This is a genomic window from Chitinophaga parva (assembly GCF_003071345.1).
Taxonomy (GTDB): domain Bacteria; phylum Bacteroidota; class Bacteroidia; order Chitinophagales; family Chitinophagaceae; genus Chitinophaga; species Chitinophaga parva.
The window spans coordinates 1,485,696-1,504,321 of sequence record NZ_QCYK01000001.1; the positions used below are offsets into that span (position 1 = coordinate 1,485,696).

The 18,626-nt window shown below is 53.1% G+C and carries 21 protein-coding genes and 1 tRNA gene; 12 read left to right on the forward strand and 10 right to left on the reverse strand.

Translation table 11 applies throughout. The features are described 5' to 3' along the window. The first annotated feature begins 7 nt into the window (after positions 1 to 7). The 3 genes from mgtE (at position 8) to fabF (ending at position 3,344) form a co-directional block, all read left to right on the forward strand. The gene (gene mgtE / locus DCC81_RS06320) at positions 8 to 1,417 is read left to right on the forward strand and encodes a magnesium transporter (RefSeq protein WP_108685718.1); all 1,410 of its coding nucleotides are present in this window, start codon (positions 8 to 10) and stop codon (positions 1,415 to 1,417) included. A gap of 90 nt (positions 1,418 to 1,507) precedes the next feature. Next, positions 1,508 to 2,062: a TetR/AcrR family transcriptional regulator gene (locus DCC81_RS06325; RefSeq protein ID WP_108685719.1), complete on the forward strand. Its 555-nt coding sequence runs from the start codon at positions 1,508 to 1,510 to the stop codon at positions 2,060 to 2,062. A gap of 40 nt (positions 2,063 to 2,102) precedes the next feature. Next, positions 2,103 to 3,344 (forward strand): beta-ketoacyl-ACP synthase II, encoded by a 1,242-nt coding sequence (fabF, locus tag DCC81_RS06330; protein WP_108685720.1) that lies wholly within the window; start codon positions 2,103 to 2,105, stop codon positions 3,342 to 3,344. A 96-nt stretch (positions 3,345 to 3,440) separates the two neighbouring features. Here the strand turns inward: fabF and mgrA are convergent, their stop codons facing one another. Further along, a complete protein-coding gene (mgrA, locus tag DCC81_RS06335; protein WP_108685721.1) occupies positions 3,441 to 4,433 on the reverse strand; it encodes an L-glyceraldehyde 3-phosphate reductase in 993 nt (330 codons plus the stop codon). A gap of 135 nt (positions 4,434 to 4,568) precedes the next feature. Then, on the reverse strand, positions 4,569 to 5,567 hold the full coding sequence (locus DCC81_RS06340; RefSeq protein ID WP_108685722.1) for a phosphatase PAP2 family protein: 999 nt from the start codon (positions 5,565 to 5,567) through the stop codon (positions 4,569 to 4,571). Between the two features lie 326 nt (positions 5,568 to 5,893). Between DCC81_RS06340 and DCC81_RS06345 the strand changes: the two genes are divergently transcribed. The 3 genes from DCC81_RS06345 to DCC81_RS06355 are packed head-to-tail and all read left to right on the forward strand — an operon-like array spanning position 5,894 to position 8,469. Continuing rightward, positions 5,894 to 6,688 carry an MlaE family ABC transporter permease gene (locus DCC81_RS06345; RefSeq protein WP_108685723.1) on the forward strand — a complete coding sequence of 265 codons (795 nt, stop codon included), beginning with the start codon at positions 5,894 to 5,896 and terminating at the stop codon, positions 6,686 to 6,688. A 2-nt stretch (positions 6,689 to 6,690) separates the two neighbouring features. Beyond that, on the forward strand, positions 6,691 to 7,464 hold the full coding sequence (locus DCC81_RS06350; protein WP_108685724.1) for an ABC transporter ATP-binding protein: 774 nt from the start codon (positions 6,691 to 6,693) through the stop codon (positions 7,462 to 7,464). A 3-nt stretch (positions 7,465 to 7,467) separates the two neighbouring features. Beyond that, positions 7,468 to 8,469, forward strand: a complete 1,002-nt coding sequence (locus DCC81_RS06355) for an MlaD family protein (RefSeq protein WP_108685725.1) — start codon at positions 7,468 to 7,470, stop codon at positions 8,467 to 8,469. A 206-nt stretch (positions 8,470 to 8,675) separates the two neighbouring features. Here the strand turns inward: DCC81_RS06355 and DCC81_RS06360 are convergent, their stop codons facing one another. The 4 genes from DCC81_RS06360 to DCC81_RS06375 all read right to left on the reverse strand — a co-directional run bounded on the left by DCC81_RS06360 (position 8,676) and on the right by DCC81_RS06375 (position 12,473). Continuing rightward, a complete protein-coding gene (locus DCC81_RS06360; protein WP_205686263.1) occupies positions 8,676 to 9,785 on the reverse strand; it encodes a BamA/TamA family outer membrane protein in 1,110 nt (369 codons plus the stop codon). Between the two features lie 284 nt (positions 9,786 to 10,069). Further along, the gene (locus tag DCC81_RS06365) at positions 10,070 to 10,579 is read right to left on the reverse strand and encodes a hypothetical protein (protein WP_108685726.1); all 510 of its coding nucleotides are present in this window, start codon (positions 10,577 to 10,579) and stop codon (positions 10,070 to 10,072) included. Positions 10,580 to 10,729: 150 nt separating this feature from the next. Then, positions 10,730 to 11,431 carry a LytR/AlgR family response regulator transcription factor gene (locus DCC81_RS06370; RefSeq protein WP_108685727.1) on the reverse strand — a complete coding sequence of 234 codons (702 nt, stop codon included), beginning with the start codon at positions 11,429 to 11,431 and terminating at the stop codon, positions 10,730 to 10,732. Then, the gene (locus tag DCC81_RS06375) at positions 11,418 to 12,473 is read right to left on the reverse strand and encodes a sensor histidine kinase (RefSeq protein ID WP_108685728.1); all 1,056 of its coding nucleotides are present in this window, start codon (positions 12,471 to 12,473) and stop codon (positions 11,418 to 11,420) included. The genes DCC81_RS06370 and DCC81_RS06375 overlap by 14 nt, the downstream gene beginning before the upstream one ends. Positions 12,474 to 12,760: 287 nt before the next feature. On the opposite strand from DCC81_RS06375, the gene DCC81_RS06380 reads away from it, so the two are divergent. Further along, positions 12,761 to 13,270 carry a hypothetical protein gene (locus DCC81_RS06380; protein WP_108685729.1) on the forward strand — a complete coding sequence of 170 codons (510 nt, stop codon included), beginning with the start codon at positions 12,761 to 12,763 and terminating at the stop codon, positions 13,268 to 13,270. A 111-nt stretch (positions 13,271 to 13,381) separates the two neighbouring features. Here the strand turns inward: DCC81_RS06380 and DCC81_RS06385 are convergent, their stop codons facing one another. Then, positions 13,382 to 13,807 (reverse strand): response regulator, encoded by a 426-nt coding sequence (locus DCC81_RS06385; protein WP_108685730.1) that lies wholly within the window; start codon positions 13,805 to 13,807, stop codon positions 13,382 to 13,384. A gap of 246 nt (positions 13,808 to 14,053) precedes the next feature. On the opposite strand from DCC81_RS06385, the gene DCC81_RS06390 reads away from it, so the two are divergent. The 4 genes from DCC81_RS06390 to DCC81_RS06405 all read left to right on the forward strand — a co-directional run bounded on the left by DCC81_RS06390 (position 14,054) and on the right by DCC81_RS06405 (position 15,345). Then, complete coding sequence (locus DCC81_RS06390; protein ID WP_108686490.1) at positions 14,054 to 14,353, forward strand: GNAT family N-acetyltransferase; 300 nt, start codon at positions 14,054 to 14,056, stop codon at positions 14,351 to 14,353. 10 nt (positions 14,354 to 14,363) lie between these two features. Next, positions 14,364 to 14,591, forward strand: a complete 228-nt coding sequence (locus DCC81_RS06395) for a (4Fe-4S)-binding protein (RefSeq protein WP_108685731.1) — start codon at positions 14,364 to 14,366, stop codon at positions 14,589 to 14,591. A 154-nt stretch (positions 14,592 to 14,745) separates the two neighbouring features. Beyond that, positions 14,746 to 15,081 carry a DUF2185 domain-containing protein gene (locus tag DCC81_RS06400; RefSeq protein WP_108685732.1) on the forward strand — a complete coding sequence of 112 codons (336 nt, stop codon included), beginning with the start codon at positions 14,746 to 14,748 and terminating at the stop codon, positions 15,079 to 15,081. Between the two features lie 191 nt (positions 15,082 to 15,272). After that, positions 15,273 to 15,345, forward strand: a tRNA-Lys gene (locus tag DCC81_RS06405). 45 nt (positions 15,346 to 15,390) lie between these two features. Here the strand turns inward: DCC81_RS06405 and DCC81_RS06410 are convergent. Together DCC81_RS06410 and DCC81_RS06415 are read right to left on the reverse strand one after the other, a co-directional pair. Beyond that, positions 15,391 to 16,596 carry an MFS transporter gene (locus DCC81_RS06410; RefSeq protein ID WP_108685733.1) on the reverse strand — a complete coding sequence of 402 codons (1,206 nt, stop codon included), beginning with the start codon at positions 16,594 to 16,596 and terminating at the stop codon, positions 15,391 to 15,393. A gap of 66 nt (positions 16,597 to 16,662) precedes the next feature. After that, entirely contained in the window at positions 16,663 to 17,283 is a 621-nt protein-coding gene (locus DCC81_RS06415) for a TetR/AcrR family transcriptional regulator (RefSeq protein WP_108685734.1), read from the reverse strand. 282 nt (positions 17,284 to 17,565) lie between these two features. On the opposite strand from DCC81_RS06415, the gene DCC81_RS06420 reads away from it, so the two are divergent. Beyond that, a complete protein-coding gene (locus DCC81_RS06420) occupies positions 17,566 to 17,703 on the forward strand; it encodes a hypothetical protein (RefSeq protein ID WP_165806375.1) in 138 nt (45 codons plus the stop codon). 53 nt (positions 17,704 to 17,756) lie between these two features. On the opposite strand, the gene DCC81_RS06425 is transcribed toward DCC81_RS06420, so the two are convergent. After that, positions 17,757 to 18,590, reverse strand: coding sequence for an isocitrate lyase/PEP mutase family protein (locus DCC81_RS06425; protein ID WP_108685736.1), 834 nt, complete (start codon positions 18,588 to 18,590; stop codon positions 17,757 to 17,759). Positions 18,591 to 18,626 lie beyond the last annotated feature (36 nt).

Below are 18,626 nucleotides of genomic sequence, written 5' to 3' on the forward strand. Positions count from 1 at the left end.
CTGCAGTATGGAACAAGAACTGAAATGGCTACGCGACGCGTTAAAACAAACCCTGAACACCGGTGATGAAGCAGCCCTGCAGGAATTGCTGAATAGCCAGAACATCAGCGACATTGCCGCGCTGATAGACGAATACCCGGAATACACTTCCCAGGTGATGTCTACCCTGGCCGTGCACCGCGCCGCCAGCGTATTCAAGATCCTCGACATCAATGCCCAGAAAACCATCGTACGGGAGCTGCACTCTTCCCGCACCGCAGCCCTGCTCAATGAACTGCCCGCGGACGACCGTACCGATTTCCTGGAAGAGCTGCCCAAGAAAGTGATCCGCGATCTCATTAAACTGCTGGACCCCGAGGAACGCAAGATCACGCTTTCCCTGCTGGGCTACCCGGAAGACAGTGTAGGCCGCCTGATGACGCCTGAATACGTGTACCTCTCCATCCACAACACCGTGGCCCAGGCCTTCGAGATCATCCGGAAAGTTGGCGTACACATGGAAACCATTGATGTGGTATACGTGGTGAATGAGCATGGGGAACTGGTAGATGACATCCGGATCAAAGACCTCATCCTGGCCGAACCGCACGCCCGCATGGACCAGATCACAGACGACCGCGTGATCGCCCTCAACGTGCATGACGACCAGGAGCACGCCAGCCAGGTGTTTAAGATGAACAACCGCGTGGCGCTGCCTGTAACGGATGATTATAACATCCTGCTGGGCATTGTAACGATAGATGACATCCTCTGGGTGGCAGATGAAGAGTACAGCGAGGATATGCAGAAGATAGGGGGTACCGAGGCCCTGAATGAGCCTTACCTTAATATTTCTTTTCCCAAACTGATACAGAAACGTGTAGGCTGGCTGGTGATCCTTTTCCTGAGTGAAATGCTCACTTCATCGGCCATGCAGTTCTTTGCCAAGGAGCTGGAAGCAGCCATCATGCTGTCTTTCTTTGTGCCACTGATCATGTCCAGCGGTGGTAATAGCGGTTCACAGGCCAGCACGCTCATTATCCAGGCCATGACGGTGGGCGAGGTGCGCCTGTCTGACTGGTGGCGGGTCATGCGGCGAGAGATACTCAGCGGTCTTACGCTGGGCGGCATCCTGGGCTTCATTGGCTTTGTGCGTATTGCCTTCTGGCACTACATGATGGCGCACGGCATCATGCAGGACGTGTATGGGGAGCACTGGATAGAACTGGGCCTGGCTGTGGGCTTCACGCTGGTAGGGGTGGTGCTCTGGGGCACTTTCTCCGGGTCTATGCTGCCCATGGTGCTGAAGAAGCTGGGTGCGGACCCTGCCGTGTCTTCGGCCCCGTTTGTATCTACCCTGGTGGACGTAACGGGCCTCATCATTTACTTCTCCGTAGCCTACATTTTCCTGCACCAGCTTTTTGTGCAGGCAGCATAGGAGATGGCATATCATTTAAAGGAGGACGGCATTATGGCCGTCCTCCTTTTTAATTTGGATACTTACTGATTAGTAAGTAAATTTGCGGGCATGAACGACACCAGGCAGCAGATCATTTTACTGGCGGATGAACTGATCCGTACCCGCGGGTTCAATGCGTTCAGTTATGCCGATATTGCGCAACAGTTGCAGATCCGCAATGCAGCCGTACATTATCATTTTCCCACTAAACCAGACCTGGGCATAGCGGTGCTGGCGCATGAAATGGAACTGATGCATGCCGCCTGGGAAAAATGGGCAAAGCTGCCGGAAGACCAGCAGCTGCAAAAGTTCACCCAGACCTTTGGCATCAAAAGCAAGCGTGGCCAGATCTGTTTAATGGGATCGCTTACCCCGGATTATATTACATTCACGCCTGCCATGCAGGAAAAGGTGCAGGAAATGGCCACGGCCATCACCACCTGGCTCACCGCCCTGCTGAAAAGCGGCCGGGAAAAAAAGCTGCTCCATTTTACCGGCGAGCCGTACGACCGGGCATTGGTGACCATTACCAGTTTGCAGTCGTCGCTGCTGCTGGCGCGGGTGATAGGGCCACAGGCCTTCGGCGCCATCAGCGGGCAGCTGCTGCAAGACCTGCGCCCATAGCGGCTTGCAGCCATTATATTTAAACATACTTTTAAAACATATGAAAAGAGTAGTTGTAACAGGTTTAGGCGCACTTACACCATTGGGAAATGATGTGGCCAGTTTCTGGGATGCCTTGGTAAAAGGCACCAGCGGCGCTGCCGCCATCACGCATTTTGATGCCACGCCTTTCCGCACCCGCTTTGCCTGTGAGTTGAAAAACTTTGATGTAAACGCCCTTCTGGATAAGGCAGATGTGCGCAGGCTGGACCCCTTTACCCAGTACGCGCTGGTATCTACCGAACAGGCCGTGAAAGATTCCGGCCTGGATTTTTCAAAGATGGACCCGTTTGATACGGGCGTGATCTGGGGCACCGGTGAAGGCGGGCTCACCACCTTTGAAGACCAGCTGCTGGAGTACGCGCAAGACCCGTCCCGGCCACGTTTCAGCCCGTACTTTGTGCCCAAGCTCATTGCCAACATGGCCTCCGGCATGATCTCCATTAAATATGGCCTCATGGGCATCAACTACACCACCGTGTCTGCCTGTGCCACTTCCAATACCGCCATCATGGATGCCTTCAATTACATCCGCTGGGGTAAGGCCAAGGTGATCATCACCGGTGGTTCTGAATCACCTATTACCCGTGCATCCGTGGGAGGCTTCAGTTCCATGAAAGCCATGAGCAGCCGCAATGATGATCCTGCACATGCCTCCCGTCCCTTTGATGTGGACCGCGATGGTTTTGTAATGGGGGAAGGCTCCGGCACGCTGATCCTGGAAGAATACGAGCACGCCAAAGCCCGCGGCGCTAAGATCTATTGCGAGGTCGCGGGTGCTGCCATGACCGCGGATGCTTATCATATGACGGCCACCCATCCGGAAGGCCTGGGTGCGCTGAAAGGCATGCAGCTGGCCCTGCAGGATGCCGGCCTTACGCCCGGTGATGTGGATTACCTCAACGTGCACGCCACTTCCACTCCTGTGGGCGATTTGAGTGAAACCACCGCGGTGCACCGCCTTTTCGGGGACGATGCAACACACCTGCACATCAGTGCTACCAAGTCCATGACCGGCCACCTGCTGGGCGCTGCCGGTGCCGTGGAAGCCATTGCCAGTATTATGGCCATCGTGGATGGCGTGGTGCCACCCACCATCAACACGGAGGTGATTGATCCTGCTATTCCTTCCAGCCTGCAGATCGTGCTGAAAGAAGCCCTGCAGAAAAAAGTAAAGGTAGCAATGAGTAATACGTTTGGTTTTGGGGGTCACAATGGTATTGCCGTATTTAAAGCATTGTAGGTTTTTTGTAATTTCGTATAAGCTTAACCGTTATAATCTGTTTTCTAAGCCGCTGGTGTGATAAATGCCAGCGGCTTTCTTTTATGTTTGAATGCATTACGCCTCTTTCAGGATCGCATCTATCTTCGCCAGTTCTTCCGGGCTGAATTGCGTATGCTCCAGGCACTTCAGGGAGTCCTGCAGCTGTGACACCTTGCTGGCGCCTATCAGCACAGAAGTGATCCGTTGGTCTTTCAGGATCCAGGCCAGTGCCATGTGGGCCAGTTGCTGGCCACGGGCGGTAGCTATATCATTGAGCCGTTTGATCTGTGACAGGCGCTGTTCCGTGATGTTCTCTGCTTTGAGGAAATGCCCCAGCGCCGCGCGGGAATCTGCCGGGATGCCGTGCAGGTAGCGGTCTGTGAGCAGGCCCTGTGCCAGCGGGGAGAAGGGAATGCAGCCCACCCCTTTTTCTTCCAGCACGTCCAGCAGGCCGCCTTCTACCCAGCGTTCAAACATGGAATATTTAGGCTGGTGGATGAGGCAGGGTGTACCCAGTTGTTGCAGGATGTCAATGGCCTTGCGGGCATCATCGGCCTGGTAGTTGGAAATGCCTACGTACAGGGCCTTTCCCTGGCGCACGATCAGGTCCAGCGCGCTCATGGTTTCTTCCAGGGGCGTGTTGGGATCGGGGCGGTGATGGTAGAAGATGTCCACATAGTCCAGCTGCATGCGCTTCAGGCTCTGGTCCAGGCTGGATACCAGGTATTTTTTAGAGCCCCATTCGCCGTAAGGTCCTTCCCACATGTAGTAGCCGGCCTTACTGGAGATGATCATCTCATCGCGGTAGGGTTTGAAATCCGTTTGCATGATGCGGCCAAAATTCTCTTCGGCGGAGCCGGGAGGAGGACCATAGTTATTGGCCAGGTCAAAGTGGGTGATGCCATTGTCAAATGCTGTGCGCAGGATGGCGCGGCCATTTTCAAAAACATCCGTGCCGCCGAAGTTGTGCCAGAGGCCCAGCGATACGGCGGGCAACTGGATACCGCTCCTGCCGCAGCGGCGGTATTGCATATCCTGGTAGCGTAAGGAGTGAGCGAGATAGTGCATAACGTTTGAATGATTTCCTGTTGTCTGAAAAAGTGCGTTAAAGATGCTGAAAATAAACTGCATTTCATAGCAAAGCCCCGCGCAGCTGCACGGGGCCCGGACCCTGGTTGATGAATTATGTAAATGGTAAGGAGATCAGAAGTGGTAAGAGAAAGCCAGGCCGGCTGTTTTCCACTGTGTGTTGTATTGCGGCAGCAGCGTCATTTTAGGTGCGGCATCCTTTTTAGGGGAGAACACGCGCTGCACCACCGGGTATACCAGGTAAGCCGCTTCCGTGCTTAGTATGCCAAAGCCTGCGCCCGCGGCCACATCGCCGGTAAAGTGGCGCTGCTTCAGCATACGCATGGCGCCGGTGGCCACGGCGGCCATATACCCGCTCCATGCCAGCACCGGGTGGGTATCTTTAAACTCCAGGCGCATCAACTCTGCCGATGCAAAGGCTGCAGCCGTATGGCCGGAAGGGAAAGACAGGTTATCACTGCCATCCGGGCGGGTTTCCTTGGTAATGCGTTTTACCACTTCCGTGCTGCCAAAGGCAATGGATAGGCTGATAGCGGAGATCACAGCTGTTTGCGCGGCGGTATGGCGGCCTTTTACGCCCGCAGCTTCCAGGCCCACGGTGGCTACGGCCGGCGCAAATTTCAGGTAGTCGTCCAGCGAGGTATGGAAGCGTGGATAATCTTCACGGAGCTCGTGGGCGGTATTATGATTGAGCTTATAAATAAGAGAATTGGTGCTGAGCCCCGCGGCACCAATGCCGATAAGGACCAGCGGCACCGTAACGCCGGCGGTAGTAAGATGGAATGATCTCACCGGCTCCCTGCTCATGGGGATGCTTTGCAGCAAACCCTCCGTGCGCGGCAGGCTGGTATCCTGCAGTCCATTCAGCTGTGGCAGGCCGGCGTGCCCAGAGCCACTGCCGGTCATGCTGGAAAAGGAGGGAAGCCCGGCTATCCCGGCACCGGTATTAAAGGAAGGTGCATTGCTGACGGCGACTGTGGCAAAGGCGGGCGTACCGTTGCTAACAGTGGCAGTAGTGGTTCCAGGGGCCTGGGCCAGGCAGTCCGCCGTACAGAATGCCAGCGCGGACAACAGGCCAACCCGCATAGGGAGTTGCTTTAATGTTTGGTGCATAATCTAAATTCTCGTCGAAATCTGGTCAAAATCTGTAGTTGCAGGTTCGATTTGATTGAAAATACTGAAAAACCCAATTATTTTATCGTTTTTTTAACCATTATGACTTTATTTTAACAAATAAATAAGAAATTAGGGTAGCGCTTGCTCAAAATTCAAATGGGTAAATTCCGGGAGAGGATTAACTTCGCAGCGCCGTCCCGTTCGCCGGCCATACGGGTTAGGGAACAATAATTGTATGTCCACAATTAACCCAAACATAAATTATTGCATGCTAACTAAATGTGATATGTTTGCGGCCGCGGAAATAAATAATAATAACGCCCATGGATTCATCGAACTGGCAACCGGAAAAACCAGTCATATCAAGGAAGATAGATCAGATCTTCATTACCATTTACCAGGTATTCCTGTTCGTCCGTAAATTCTTCCGGGAAGCTTTCAGGCTGCCTTTTGAACGTGGGGAATTTATTCGCCAATGCTACCAGATTGGGTACCGCTCACTGGCCCTGATCACGCTTACAGGGTTTATCACCGGTATGGTATTTACAAAACAATCGCGCCCTTCCCTGGCGGAGTTCGGGGCCACTTCCTGGCTGCCCTCCCTGGTGAGTATTGCTATTGTGCGCGCCCTGGCGCCCCTGGTTACGGCGCTGATCTGCGCCGGTAAGGTGGGTTCCAGCATTGGTGCGGAACTGGGCTCCATGCGTGTGACCGAGCAGATAGATGCAATGGAAGTCTCTGCCATCAATCCTTTTAAATTCCTGGTAGTGACCCGCGTGCTGGCTACCACTGTGGTGGTACCCATCCTGATGGCCTATACCGGTTTTGTGGGCATGATGGGGTCTTTCCTGGATGTGCATCTCAACGAGGCTACCAGCATGCTCACCTTCTTCCAGTCTGCCTTCGACAAAATCTCTTTCCTGGATTTTGGCTCTTCCATGATCAAGGCCATCTGCTATGGCTTCACCATCGGGATGGTGGGTTGCTATCAGGGCTGGAATGCCAGCCAGGGTACACAGGGTGTGGGTAAAGCGGCCAACGTGGCGGTAGTGGTATCCATGTTCCTCATCTTCATTGAAGAGATGTTCATTGTACAGATCATTAACTTCATCCGTTAGTAATGAAAGAGAACAAACCAAATATTAACTATAACGAGGTGGTGATCGACATCAAGGGATTGTACAAATCCTTTGGGAGCAACCAGGTACTGCAAGGGGTGGACCTCCAGGTGCACCAGGGCGAGAACGTGGTGGTACTGGGCCGCTCCGGTACCGGTAAGTCCGTATTGATCAAGATCATCTCCGGCCTGCTCTACCCCGATGCAGGCACGGTAAATGTACTGGGTAAGGAAGTGCCCTTGCTGGATGAGCATGCGCTGCGCGACCTGCGCCGCCAGATCGGTTTTTCCTTCCAGAACAGTGCCTTGTATGATAGTATGACCGTGGGGGAGAACCTGGCCTTCCCGCTGAAACGCAATGTGCGCCATCTTTCCAACGCGGAAGTACGCAAGGCGGTGGAAACGGTGCTGGATGCCGTGGGCTTGTCCCAGGCCCTGCACCAGCTGCCCTCGGAACTATCCGGCGGCCAGCGCAAACGCATCGGTATTGCCCGCACCCTCATCATGACGCCCAAGATCATGCTGTACGATGAGCCCACCGCCGGCCTGGACCCCATTACCAGTACGGAGATCAATGGCCTCATTAACGAAGTGCAGGAACGCTACCGCACCAGCGCCATCATCATTACGCACGATCTTACCTGTGCCAAGACCACCGGCGATAAGATCGCGATGCTGCTCAATGGCAAGTTTGTGAAGCAAGGCAGCTTCGATGATATTTTCAATACCAAAGATCCAGTGATCCAGAGCTTTTACGACTATAACTTTATTCAGTAGCATATGAACGCATCGAACAAACGCGCGGTTACCGTTGGCATTTTCATTTTTATCGGCATCCTCATTATGCTGATAGCGGTACTCACCCTGGGCGGACAAAAGAAAACCTTTGTGCGCTCCGTACAGGTGAGCGCGCTTTTCAAAGACATTAACGGCCTGCAGGCGGGCAACAATATCTGGTACTCCGGTGTAAAGATCGGTACCGTGAAAAGAATTGAATTTACCGGCTCCGAAACCGTAAAAGTGCTCCTGAATGTACAGGAAGATTATACCCAGTATATCCACAAGGATTGTAAGGCCAAGATCGGTTCTGACGGGCTGATCGGTAACCGCATCGTGGTGCTGTTTGGCGGTACCCCCGCCGCGCCCACCCTCGAATCCGGCGATGTGATCGGGGTAGACAATGGCATCAGCACAGACGATATCATGAACACCCTGCAGGTGAACAATAAGAACCTGGTGGACATTACCGGCAACCTGAAGGTGATCAGCAGCAAGCTGGCCGCCGGCGAAGGCTCTATTGGCAAGCTGCTGAATGATGAATCGCTTTACAATGCGCTGGAAGCCGTATCACAGGCCCTGCGCCAGGCCTCTGCCAACACGCAGCAGATCACGGCAAACCTGAACAACTACACCGCCCAGCTGCACAAACCCGGTACCCTGGCCAATGACCTGGTAAGCGATACCGTGGTCTTTGCCCAGCTGCGCAGTACTGTAAAACAACTGAACCAGGTAGCTTCTACTGCCAATGGCGTGGTAACCGACCTGAAAGGCGCCAGCAGCAGCGTAAATGGTGCCCTGAGCAACGATAGCTCCGCCGTAGGCGTACTGCTCCATGACACCGCCGCCGCAGCAAACCTGCGCCAGATCATCTACAACCTGCAGACCAGCACTGGTAAGCTGGATGAAGACCTGCAGGCCGCCCAGCACAACTTCCTGCTGAGAGGTTATTTCAAGAAAAAAGCAAAAGCAGAAAAGAAAGCCGAAGCCGCCGCAAAGCAGTAAGGGCTAACGGGAAGGCATACACGAAGAGAAGCGGTAAGTGCCGGGAAAAAGGTGCAGATGAGGAAAAACCGCAAGCGCTAACGGAAAGGTATAAACGAAAAGGCCGCAAGTGAAATGCTTGCGGCCTTTTTTATGACGCCAGCCCGGCGTGCTTTTTCTTCGCGGATGCGGGATCTTTCCTGCACCAGGCTGTATGCCGGAATATTTTAAAACGCTTCTCCCAATTGGAAGTATAACCCGTGGTTGCTGCCTTGCCCTATACCATAATCCACTCTCAGGTTCAGCTTCTCTTTTCTATCCAACGCCAGGCGCAAACCCGCGCCAAATGAGTACTTCAGGTTTTTTAGCTGGTAGTCCAGCATGGTATGGCCCACATCTCCACAGTCTGCAAAGCCCACGGCGCCAAAGCGCCAGAAGAGAGGCACGCGGTATTCTGCCTGCAGCACCAATTGTTCTTTATCGCGGTAGCGCCCATCATAATAGCCGCGCATACTGTTTGCCCCGCCAAAGGATGCCAGGCTGCGCAACGGCACTTCCTTGCCAAAGTTGTTGAAATCATACAACTGCACGGCCAGCACCTGGTCTTTGTAAATGCGCTTGAACATGCGCAGGTCTACCACAAAGTTGGTGTAGTTATAATCGGAGCCGAATATTTTATCGAAGTGGTTGAAGAAGATCTGCGCAAAGTAGCCTTTATCCGGTGCAAAGGCGTTGTTGCGGCTATCGTACGTAAAGCTGGCACCCAGGCCGGACACCAGGTAGCCATTACGGCCCACCACCTGCTCCTGGTCCAGCAGGTCGCCAGGGGTATGCTTTACACGCAGCAGGTTTTGCTGTTCGTACATCACGCCTACAAACAGGTTGTGCCCCAGGCTGCGCATGAGGTGGAGGTAGGCAAAATACTGCTGGAAGGTGTAAGGCGTTTTGGCAGAATCCGGGGTATTCTTACCCAGGCCCCAGAAGCTATCGGGAAAGTAGCTGTAGGAGAACTGGTAGTTGAGAATGTATTTCTCTTTGGGAAAATAAGTGGTGCCGGTAGCTGCCGTTACCAGCTGTTTATTGAGGGAGTACAGGATCAGCCCCTGCAGGTTTGAAGTGCGGGTGGCCGTGTCCTTGGAGATATGAAACGTGTAAGACACTACGGCGCCTATGCTCCAGTCTGTTTCTATGGAGCGTGCTACCACCGGGAAAGCGATCAGGGAGCGCTTGCGCGGGTCCCTGGATCTGAGCACGGTATCCGCAAGCGGGCCGGCTGGCTTTACGTTGGCAACGGTATCAGTCTGTGTTTGGGCGAAAGTTGGGAGTCTTATAGCCAAGCTCATCACTATGAGCATCAATAACTTCTGCAAATCCGGTCGAATTTTGTCACAAAATAAGACTTTGACCGCGCTCTGGCCAAAGCGTTTAAACCGGTTTTAAATATCATAGGTGCAGCCCGGGTATAACTGGATGAAAACCAATCTACAAGATGATGTTAAGTTTCGCGGATTTTAAAACTGTTTAACACTCGGCGCTACCAAAAATGCAAGCCGGGCTTAAAAACACAAAGGAGACGCTCCCGGAGAAGCGCCCCTTTTGTTTGCTATTACAGGCGTGTGTATCAAATCCCGTTGTGCTGCCGGCTGGCCAGCGGCAACTTGCGCCAGGTGTAAGCCGCCATGGGCAGGGCAAACAGGAATATGAGCACCAGGATGCCGGTGATGGCCCCCGGCCATTGTGGCCAGGTGTGCAGCCTGCTCAGCGGCAGCACTGCCAGGTTCATTACACTCCATACCAGTAAGCCATATCCTACCCCGTGCAGCACCAGGGTTTTACCACGGGCCGGGTAGTACATCGCGTACAGGCAGTAAGCGCCCGTAAAAAAACCTGCAATAAGGTAATGGAACACCAACCCGGCGATGCCCGTGTACCAGCCGCCCTGGAAGGCGGCGCTGCCATAAGCCCCGCTGCTGATATATTGCAGCAGCTGTAGCACCGTGACTTTTTTCAATAACAGGCAATTAATAACAACAGCGGATAACAGATCCAAAGAGCCGCAAAGCAGCCAGGCTTCCGGGAAAACCGGCCACGCACGGCGGCTGGTAAGCCAGCGCATCGTGGTTTTAGACATACGGAAAGAGGGTTGATAAAATGATACCGGCAAGGTAACACGTGTACACGCGCGCCGGTTCATTATTCCACGGAATGCAGGCCTGGGGCTACAGACAGCAGGGAGGGGCGCCGGAACGACATTGGGCCATGGCAAAACGCTGTTGGTAGGTTACCGCATCAGGATGTTCATCACCAGCTCCTTATAGCTGCGGCCAATGGGCAGGCTTTGCCCGTTGATCTCCACGTCTGTAGCGGAGATAGCCTCTATCTTGTCCTGCGCCACGATAAAGCTGCGATGGATGCGCAGGAAATTATTGCGGGCCAGCAGCTCCTCTATTTGGCCCAGCTGGAACTTGGTGAGGATGCTTTTGTCTTTGGTGATAATGCGGATGTATTCTTTGAGGCTTTCTATGTAAAGGATCTCATCCAGGTAAATTTTGATCTTCTTTTTATTCACGTTGAAGAACAAATGCATGCGCTGTGGCAGGGGCGCCATGCTTACGGAAGTGGCGGTGGTAGCCTGCTTTAGCTTATTTACCGCCATGAGGAAGCGGCTGAATTCTATGGGCTTCAGCAGGTAGTCCAGCACATTGAATTCATAGCCCTGCAGTGCATATTCCTGGTAGGCGGTGGTGATGATCACCTGGGGCGGATGTGGTAAGGAACGGAGAAAATCCAGGCCCTTGAGCTTGGGAAGGTGGATGTCCAGGAAGATCAGGTCCACCGGCTCCTGCTGTAATTTTTCCATAGCGTAAATCGCATCCGTGCAGATGCCTTTCAGCTCCAGGAAGGGGATCTGCTTTACGTAATCACTGAGCACTTCTGCGGCCAGTGGCTCGTCTTCCACGATAATGCAATTATATTTTTGCATGGCTGAGCAAATTGATAGTAAGGTTTACGGTAAATACCTGCGCGGCATTGGTTACCTGCAGTTGGTAATCCTGGTACATAAGCTCCAGCTGGCGGCGCACATTGCCCAGGCCAATCTGTTCCGGCTGCATCTGGCCTTCATCCGTATTATTGGAGATCACAAAGTACAGGACATTATTTTCCAGGCGGAGGTCTATGTTCACAAACGAATTAAAGCGGGTCTCGCTCACGCCGTGCTTAAATGCATTTTCCACGAAAGGTAGCAGTAGCAAGGGCGCCAGGCGGGTACCTTCCTCATCTGCCTGCTTGTGGAAGTGGATGCGCAGGCGCTCATTGAAACGCAGTTTCTGCAGCTCCAGGTAATCTTCAATGATGCGGATCTCTTCTGCAATACAAATGGACCCCTTGCCCGATTCATACAACATAAAACGCAGCAGCTTGGAGAGTTTCAGGATCATCTCCGGCGTTTTTTCCGAACGCTTGCGGGCCAGCGCATAAATATTGTTGAGCGTATTGAAGAGAAAATGCGGGTTGGTCTGGTTGCGGAGAAACTTCAGCTCCGTTTGCAGCTTGTCCTGCACCAGGGCCTTTTCCCGTTCTTTACCGGTGAGTTGCATGCGCAGCAGTTTAAAGGTAAATGCAAAGCCGGACACGAAGCCGAAATCCATGACGGTGAGCAGCAGGTAGGCCAGGTTCAGCACCGGGATGGAGCGAATGGCGCCGCCGTAGATCACAGGGCCCACAAGGTAATAGTTGATATACCGGTGAATGAGGATGAGCACTGCCAGCACCACCGTGGTTAACGCGGCCAGCTGCCAGCGCCGGCCGGGGTACTTTAATGCCTGTGGGAAGATAAAATAGATCACGAAGTAGGAGAAGATAGCCTTGGGAATAGCCACTACTGTGGCAGCTATGATAGCCAGGCGCATGCGCTCCGCATCTGATATCCGGGGCAGGGGCGCCACCGTCCAGGTAAACTGCATGATGGAATCCTGCAGGAGGTATACGGTCCAGAATAATATATGAAGGAGAATGCGTTTCATCCGGCATAAAAATCGGAAAAAACCGCTGGCCCCGGCTGAAAAACTTCCGGATGGCGGCTTACTGCGTACGGAGGGCGGTTTGCTGGGACCGGGAAGGGCCGGGGATGGCCTGCGGCCAATGGTATACCGGGCAGGGGCGGGCAGGAAATAGCCTGCGGCTAATAGTGTTCAATAGCGTACCGGTGGGGGAAGAGGCCGGGCAGAGGCCGGGAAGGGCGTTGGTAAAATGGTGCGTTGCTTGTGCAGGGAAATTTATAATTTGCCGGCACATGCTAAAACCACGTTCCATGAACCGTCTGCTTTCCCTGGGGCTTATGGCCTGCCTGTTAGGTACCGCCTGCCATTCGCCTGTGGCCAAACAAGGCGCGGACTCCACGCAGGTGGAGACCAGTGCGGGTGCTTTGAGATCCTTTACCATACCGGATTCCAGCCTGCGGCAGATCAGCAGTCCCGATACGGTATTTGCAGACGGGAGCCGCCCCTCTACCTGGGATATTGCCGGCTTCAGTGACCCCGTTGCTTTCAAAAAATTCATTGCCCTGTTCAAAGACTGGGTAGCGCATGACCAGGTGGACAGTGTGATTGCGCACGTAAAGTTCCCGCTGGCGCATTACAAGACCGCCGCGGAGCTGAAAGCGAAATACAATGAAGTGTTTGACAGCACGATGAAAGCCGTGGTGATACAGCAGCCGCTGAACAGTATTTTCCGCAACTACCAGGGCGCCATGCTGGGCAACGGGCAGTTGTGGTGGAATGAACTGGATGGGCAGTACCGCATCATTGCCATCAATAAGTAAGATGGCCGCATCCCTGCCTTGCTGTCAAAGCGTATCACAGCCGGCATCCTGTGCAGGTTGCGCCTGCGGGTGATCTTCATGGTTGTTCATAAATGGGAAGCAGTTGCAATTTTACTTGCTGCTGTTCGGGTGCCGGCAGGCTTTCCAGTATTCAAAAATACACTTGAGCTGCTGGGCTATTTCGGCATAGGAATGGGCTTTTACGAAAAATCCCTGGATGGTAAGGTTGAAGGCTTCTTCCACGATATGGCCCGCATCGGTGGTGGAAAGAAATACAAATGGAATGCTTTTTTTGCGAAGGACTTCATTGGCATCTATCTGCCGTCTCAGTTCCAGCCCGTTCATGCGGGGCAGGTTAATGTCGGAAAGGATGATAAAAGGTTGTTCCCGGGTGCTTTGCAGGTAGTGCAGCACGTCCTCGCCATTGTCAAAAATTGTCACCTCGTTTTTGGGGTGCAGTGATTCCACGATCTCCTTGTAAATTAACTGGTCATCAGGATCATCCTCTACAATTACAATTGGTCCGTATTTAGACATATAAAAGGAGACGGTTAAGCATATCTCCGTAAGAAAGATAGACTATTTTTTGTGCTTGTAAAAATTTACAGGCCCTGCCCTGTTTCATGTCGCAACGCCTTTCCGGGTTGTACAATCCGGCCTTTACCGGGTAGGTTTTATTTGTGCCTGGCGCGGGTGCCGGGAGCTGTGTTTATTTTGTACCTTGTAAGGGCCGGGGGCCTCCATGCGCCCGGCCGATTATTGACCAAGTATACTGCTTTTATCATGAAGGAAATTCCGCACCAGGTTACCAATAATGAAAAGAACATGCGCTTTGAAGTTGCCGAAAACGGTGAGGTGGCACACCTGGACTACCGGATGTATAAAGGGGATATTGCACTGATGCACACCGAAGTGCCACCCGCGCTGGAAGGCCAGGGCGTGGCGTCTGCGCTGGCCAAGTACGCATTTGCCTATGCCGCGGAGCACAAGCTGCCGGTGATGGTATATTGTCCATATGTGGCCGCGTTCATCAAGCGCCATCCCGAATACCAGGCGCAGGTAGATAGCCGTTACACCCACTAAAACACAGGCCATGAACATCATCAAACATTATACGAACGGGGAGGTTACCATTGTATGGCAGCCGGATGTATGCATCCATTCCGCTAAGTGCTTCCATGGGCTGCCGGAAGTCTTTGATCCCCGGGAGAAGCCCTGGATAAGGCCGGAAGGCGCCACCACGGAGCAGATTGTAGCCCAGGTGGAGCGCTGCCCCAGCGGCGCACTGAGTTACTTCTACAACGCCGATGAGCAGGCCTGATCCCGCCGGCTGGCCCGCCATTGCAGGCAGGGTGCGGTCCCTGCGGCATTTATTTTGTTTAGGCATAGAAAGCGTAACGACAAAAATCGTTACTTTGTTGAACGGGCCGCCCGGACCGCTAGCCATGCAGGCGCACTAAAACAGATAAGGAACGATGTCGAAAATTTTTAAACTCTCCGAGGACGAACTGGAAGACCTGATTCCCCCCGGTGGCGGATGTATAGCAACAGATTTGATCACGGTGGACGGAGAACCGGTGCGCTATATGTTCCGCGAAGATCCACACAACGAAACGGACAGTGGCTGGCGCTTTTTTTCCGGCACTGAAACAGATTCGTACATGGAGCACCCTGAGAACTTTGACGTACATGATCTCAATACACTGGCCAACTATGACCGCGCTATCATTCCTTACCTGGACATGCCCGTAGGCACGGAACTGGAAAGGCTGGAAGGCACAGATACCTTCTTTACAGTGGACGAACCATAATGCCTACTGCATAAGGGATCCGCCCTGCAACAGCGTGCCGGCTGTAATTGTACCAAGCTCCTTCCCGCAACCATTGCAGGAAGGATTTTTCATTTAGAATAATCCTAATGTGAATACTTTTTTGCGCGATTTTTAAAATTAAATTTCTGTTATTCCACGGGAGGCCTTACATTTGCATTCCCAAATCAAACGACTCCGTAGCTCAGTTGGTAGAGCAGCTGACTCTTAATCAGCGGGTCCACAGTTCGAGCCTGTGCGGGGTCACTAAGCGGAAAGTCTTACCAGTTAAGGCTCTCCGCTTTTTCATTTCTATGCCTTCTTCCTTCCCACCATCAATCCCCAGAACACACCCGCAATCACCAACGCCATCACCCCTTGCCCAAACATCGTGGCCCTGGCGCCCACATGCTCTGAAATAGCACCTACCATCAGGCTACCCAGCGGCAGCATTCCAAAGAGGCACAGGGCCATATAGCTCATCACGCGGCTGCGCATATGCTGGGCCGCTTCCATCTGCACAATGGTGATGCTCACCGTCATGGGCATCAGGGTGCCAAAGCCCATCAGCAACGCTACGCCCAGTGCCACGTGCAGGTTTGTCATCCGGGAAAATACCATCAACCCTACACCCAGCACCGCGATGGCGGAGAGCAACACAACCCTCAGGTCTATCTTCTTGGCAGAAGCCAGGAACAAGCTGCCCAGGATGGAGCCAATGCCTGCAAAGCTGCCAATGGCGCCCAGGGTCTCTGCATTACCTTTAAAAATATCCCGTGCAAATACGGCTTCCAATGTATCATAAGGGATCACCAGGAAACTGAGGCAAAGCAGCAGCAATAACACCATGCGGATGATGCGCACTTCGCGGATGTATTTAAAACCTTCCCGTAGTTCGGTGAAGATCTGCTTCCGCACGGGGGGCGGTGTAAAGGCTGGCATTTTCATGAGCAGGAGGGAGCCGATCACCGCTACAAAGCTGAGCGCATTCAGCGAAAAACAGATACCCGCACCCAGGTTGTGCAGCACCAGCCCGGAAAGGCCGGGGCCCAGTATACGTGCAATGTTTACCATGGTGGAGTTGAGGGCCACGGCATTGGGAATGTCCTCTTTATTGGTGATCATTTCCAGGATCATGGGCTGGCGGGCCGGTACATCAAAGGCGTTGATAATGCCCAGCATCACGCCAAGCGCCAGGATGCTCCATGCGTTGTAATGATTGGTAAGCACCAGTGTGGCCAGGGTCAGTGCCTGGATCATGGAAGCCGTTTGCGTGATCAGCACAATGCGGTAACGGCTGTGGCGGTCTGCCACCACGCCACCAAAGAGGGATAAGAGAAAAGAAGGGAACTGCTGGGCAAACACAGACAGGCCCAGCATGGCCTTGGAATCTGTGAGCGAGTAGATCACCCAGCTGATGGCGGTACGTTGCATCCAGGTGCCTATCTGGGAAATGGATTGCCCGCAGAAAAACAAAGCATAGTTACGGTTGCGGAAAGCACGGAAAGTATTGTTCATTCGTTGCGTATCAGGTCAGATAATTCGACACATTTAAATAAAGTGTCGAAAAACGGGTAAATTTTTTTAAGGGCGGAAGCCTTGCAGCACCATGGCGGTAAGCATTTCAATGGCCGGGCCAATGCCCTGGTAGCTGTTCTTCAGGTTGATCTCTTTCTTAAAGCCCTGCAAAGCACTGAGGAGTAAAAAGGCCAGGGTGTCCTGCTCTTTGGTGGAGAGTTTGCGCAGCTTGCCTTCTTTTACCCCATGTTGCAGGATGCTTTTGATCAGCGGTATTTCCAGCTGGCGGAAGCGCAGGTGGATGGTTTCCCGCATTTTCATGTACTCCGTCATTTCGCCCGCATTTTGGATATGTTCATCCAGGGTGCTGTAAAATGCCTTTCTTTTTTCGGAGCGTTTCAGGCGTGCCATGCAGTAGGCACTGAGCTTTTCTTCAAAGCCGGGAGCCTTGTCTGCTGCGGCGGAAAGGTCCGCCAGGATCTCCCGCATCTCAATGTCGATGGCGGCATCCAGCAATTCTTCCTTGCTTTTGTAGTAATAGTAGAGAGAGCTGCGCCCTTTCCCGATCTCCCTGGCCACGTCATCCATGGTCACTTTTTGCAGCCCATACAGCCGGAAAAGCTGCTGGGCGGCCAGGATGATCTGCTGCTGTATGGAGGGGTCTTTGGTGGAGGATTGGCTTGTCATGGGTACAAAGATAAATTGTTTTCGACAGTTTTTCAAAAAATGTCGAATTGTTTAAAACGAAGTGCTGCATGAAAGGTGCGCCAGGGCTTACACAAACGGCTGGAGGTGCGGCAACATTGCGCCCGGCGGGCTTTTAAGATACTTTAACACTTGCATTAACACTACATAACATTCGCTGCGGGGTTTGGCATACTTTTATCATTACAGGTAGTGAACAGGCAACAATGCCCGGCTGCAGAGGGTTCCCGTTGCACCATTTTTATCACAATCAAATCAGCAATCATGAAAACGATTAAACTTTTATTGCTCGCTGCAGTTTTTGCTGCAGGCTTCAGCAGTTGCATGGTAGAAGAAAGAGGCGGTTATTACCATCATCCGCATCACTACCATCACGGGGGCGGGTACTATTACCGTTACTAATATTTGCACTACTATAAAAAGGCTTTCGCTATTATGGCGGAGGCCTTTATTTTTTAAGACCGCATCATTTCATTCAGGTTTGCATACGTGATGGCGTTGTTGATAAAATTGAAAGAGCCCCGGTCCAGTATTTCTTTGCCTGCATCCAGTAACCCGGTGTAGGCCACACGCGCCAGTGTGCTTCCCAGGCTAATGCGTTTTACGCCCAGGGCGCTCAACTCGGGTAGTGGTGGGGTAAGTGCATTCACCAGCACATTCACGGGCTTTGGCGCCACCGCTTTCACCACGGCGCTGATCTCTGCTGCCGTTTTTAATCCCTGGGCAAACAACACATCCGCACCTGCTTCCGCATACGCTACCAGGCGGCGGATGGTATCATCCAGGTCGGGCCGGTCATGCAGGTAGTTCTCTGCACGCCCTGCCAATACGAACGGGAAACCCAGACTGTGGGCGGCTTTCACGGCAGCCTGCATGCGCGCCACTGCTGTGTCAAAATCATAAAGGGGTTGCCCGGCATGACCGGTGGCATCTTCAATGGAACCACCCACCAGGCCGGCCGCTGCCGCCTGCTGGATGGTCCGGGCACAGGCATCCGGTGTATCGCCATAACCGTTTTCCAGGTCGGCAGCCACGGGAAGATGCGTGGCTTGCACCATGTCCCGGGCATTTTGCAGCACGTCTTCGAGCAGCAGCAGGCCTGTCCCATCCGGCTTACCCTGCGAAAAAGCAAAACCGGCACTGCTGCCGGCAATGGCGGCAAACCCAAGGCTGGTAAGGATCCTGGCAGAGCCGGCATCCCAGGCGTTAGGTATGATGAAGGTGCCGGGGGCTTCGTGCAATGCTTTGAAAGTTTCGGCTTTTTTCAGTTGAGCTGGGGTGGGGGGCATGGCGGAATAGTTTTACTTAAAGCTAAGGAACCTCCA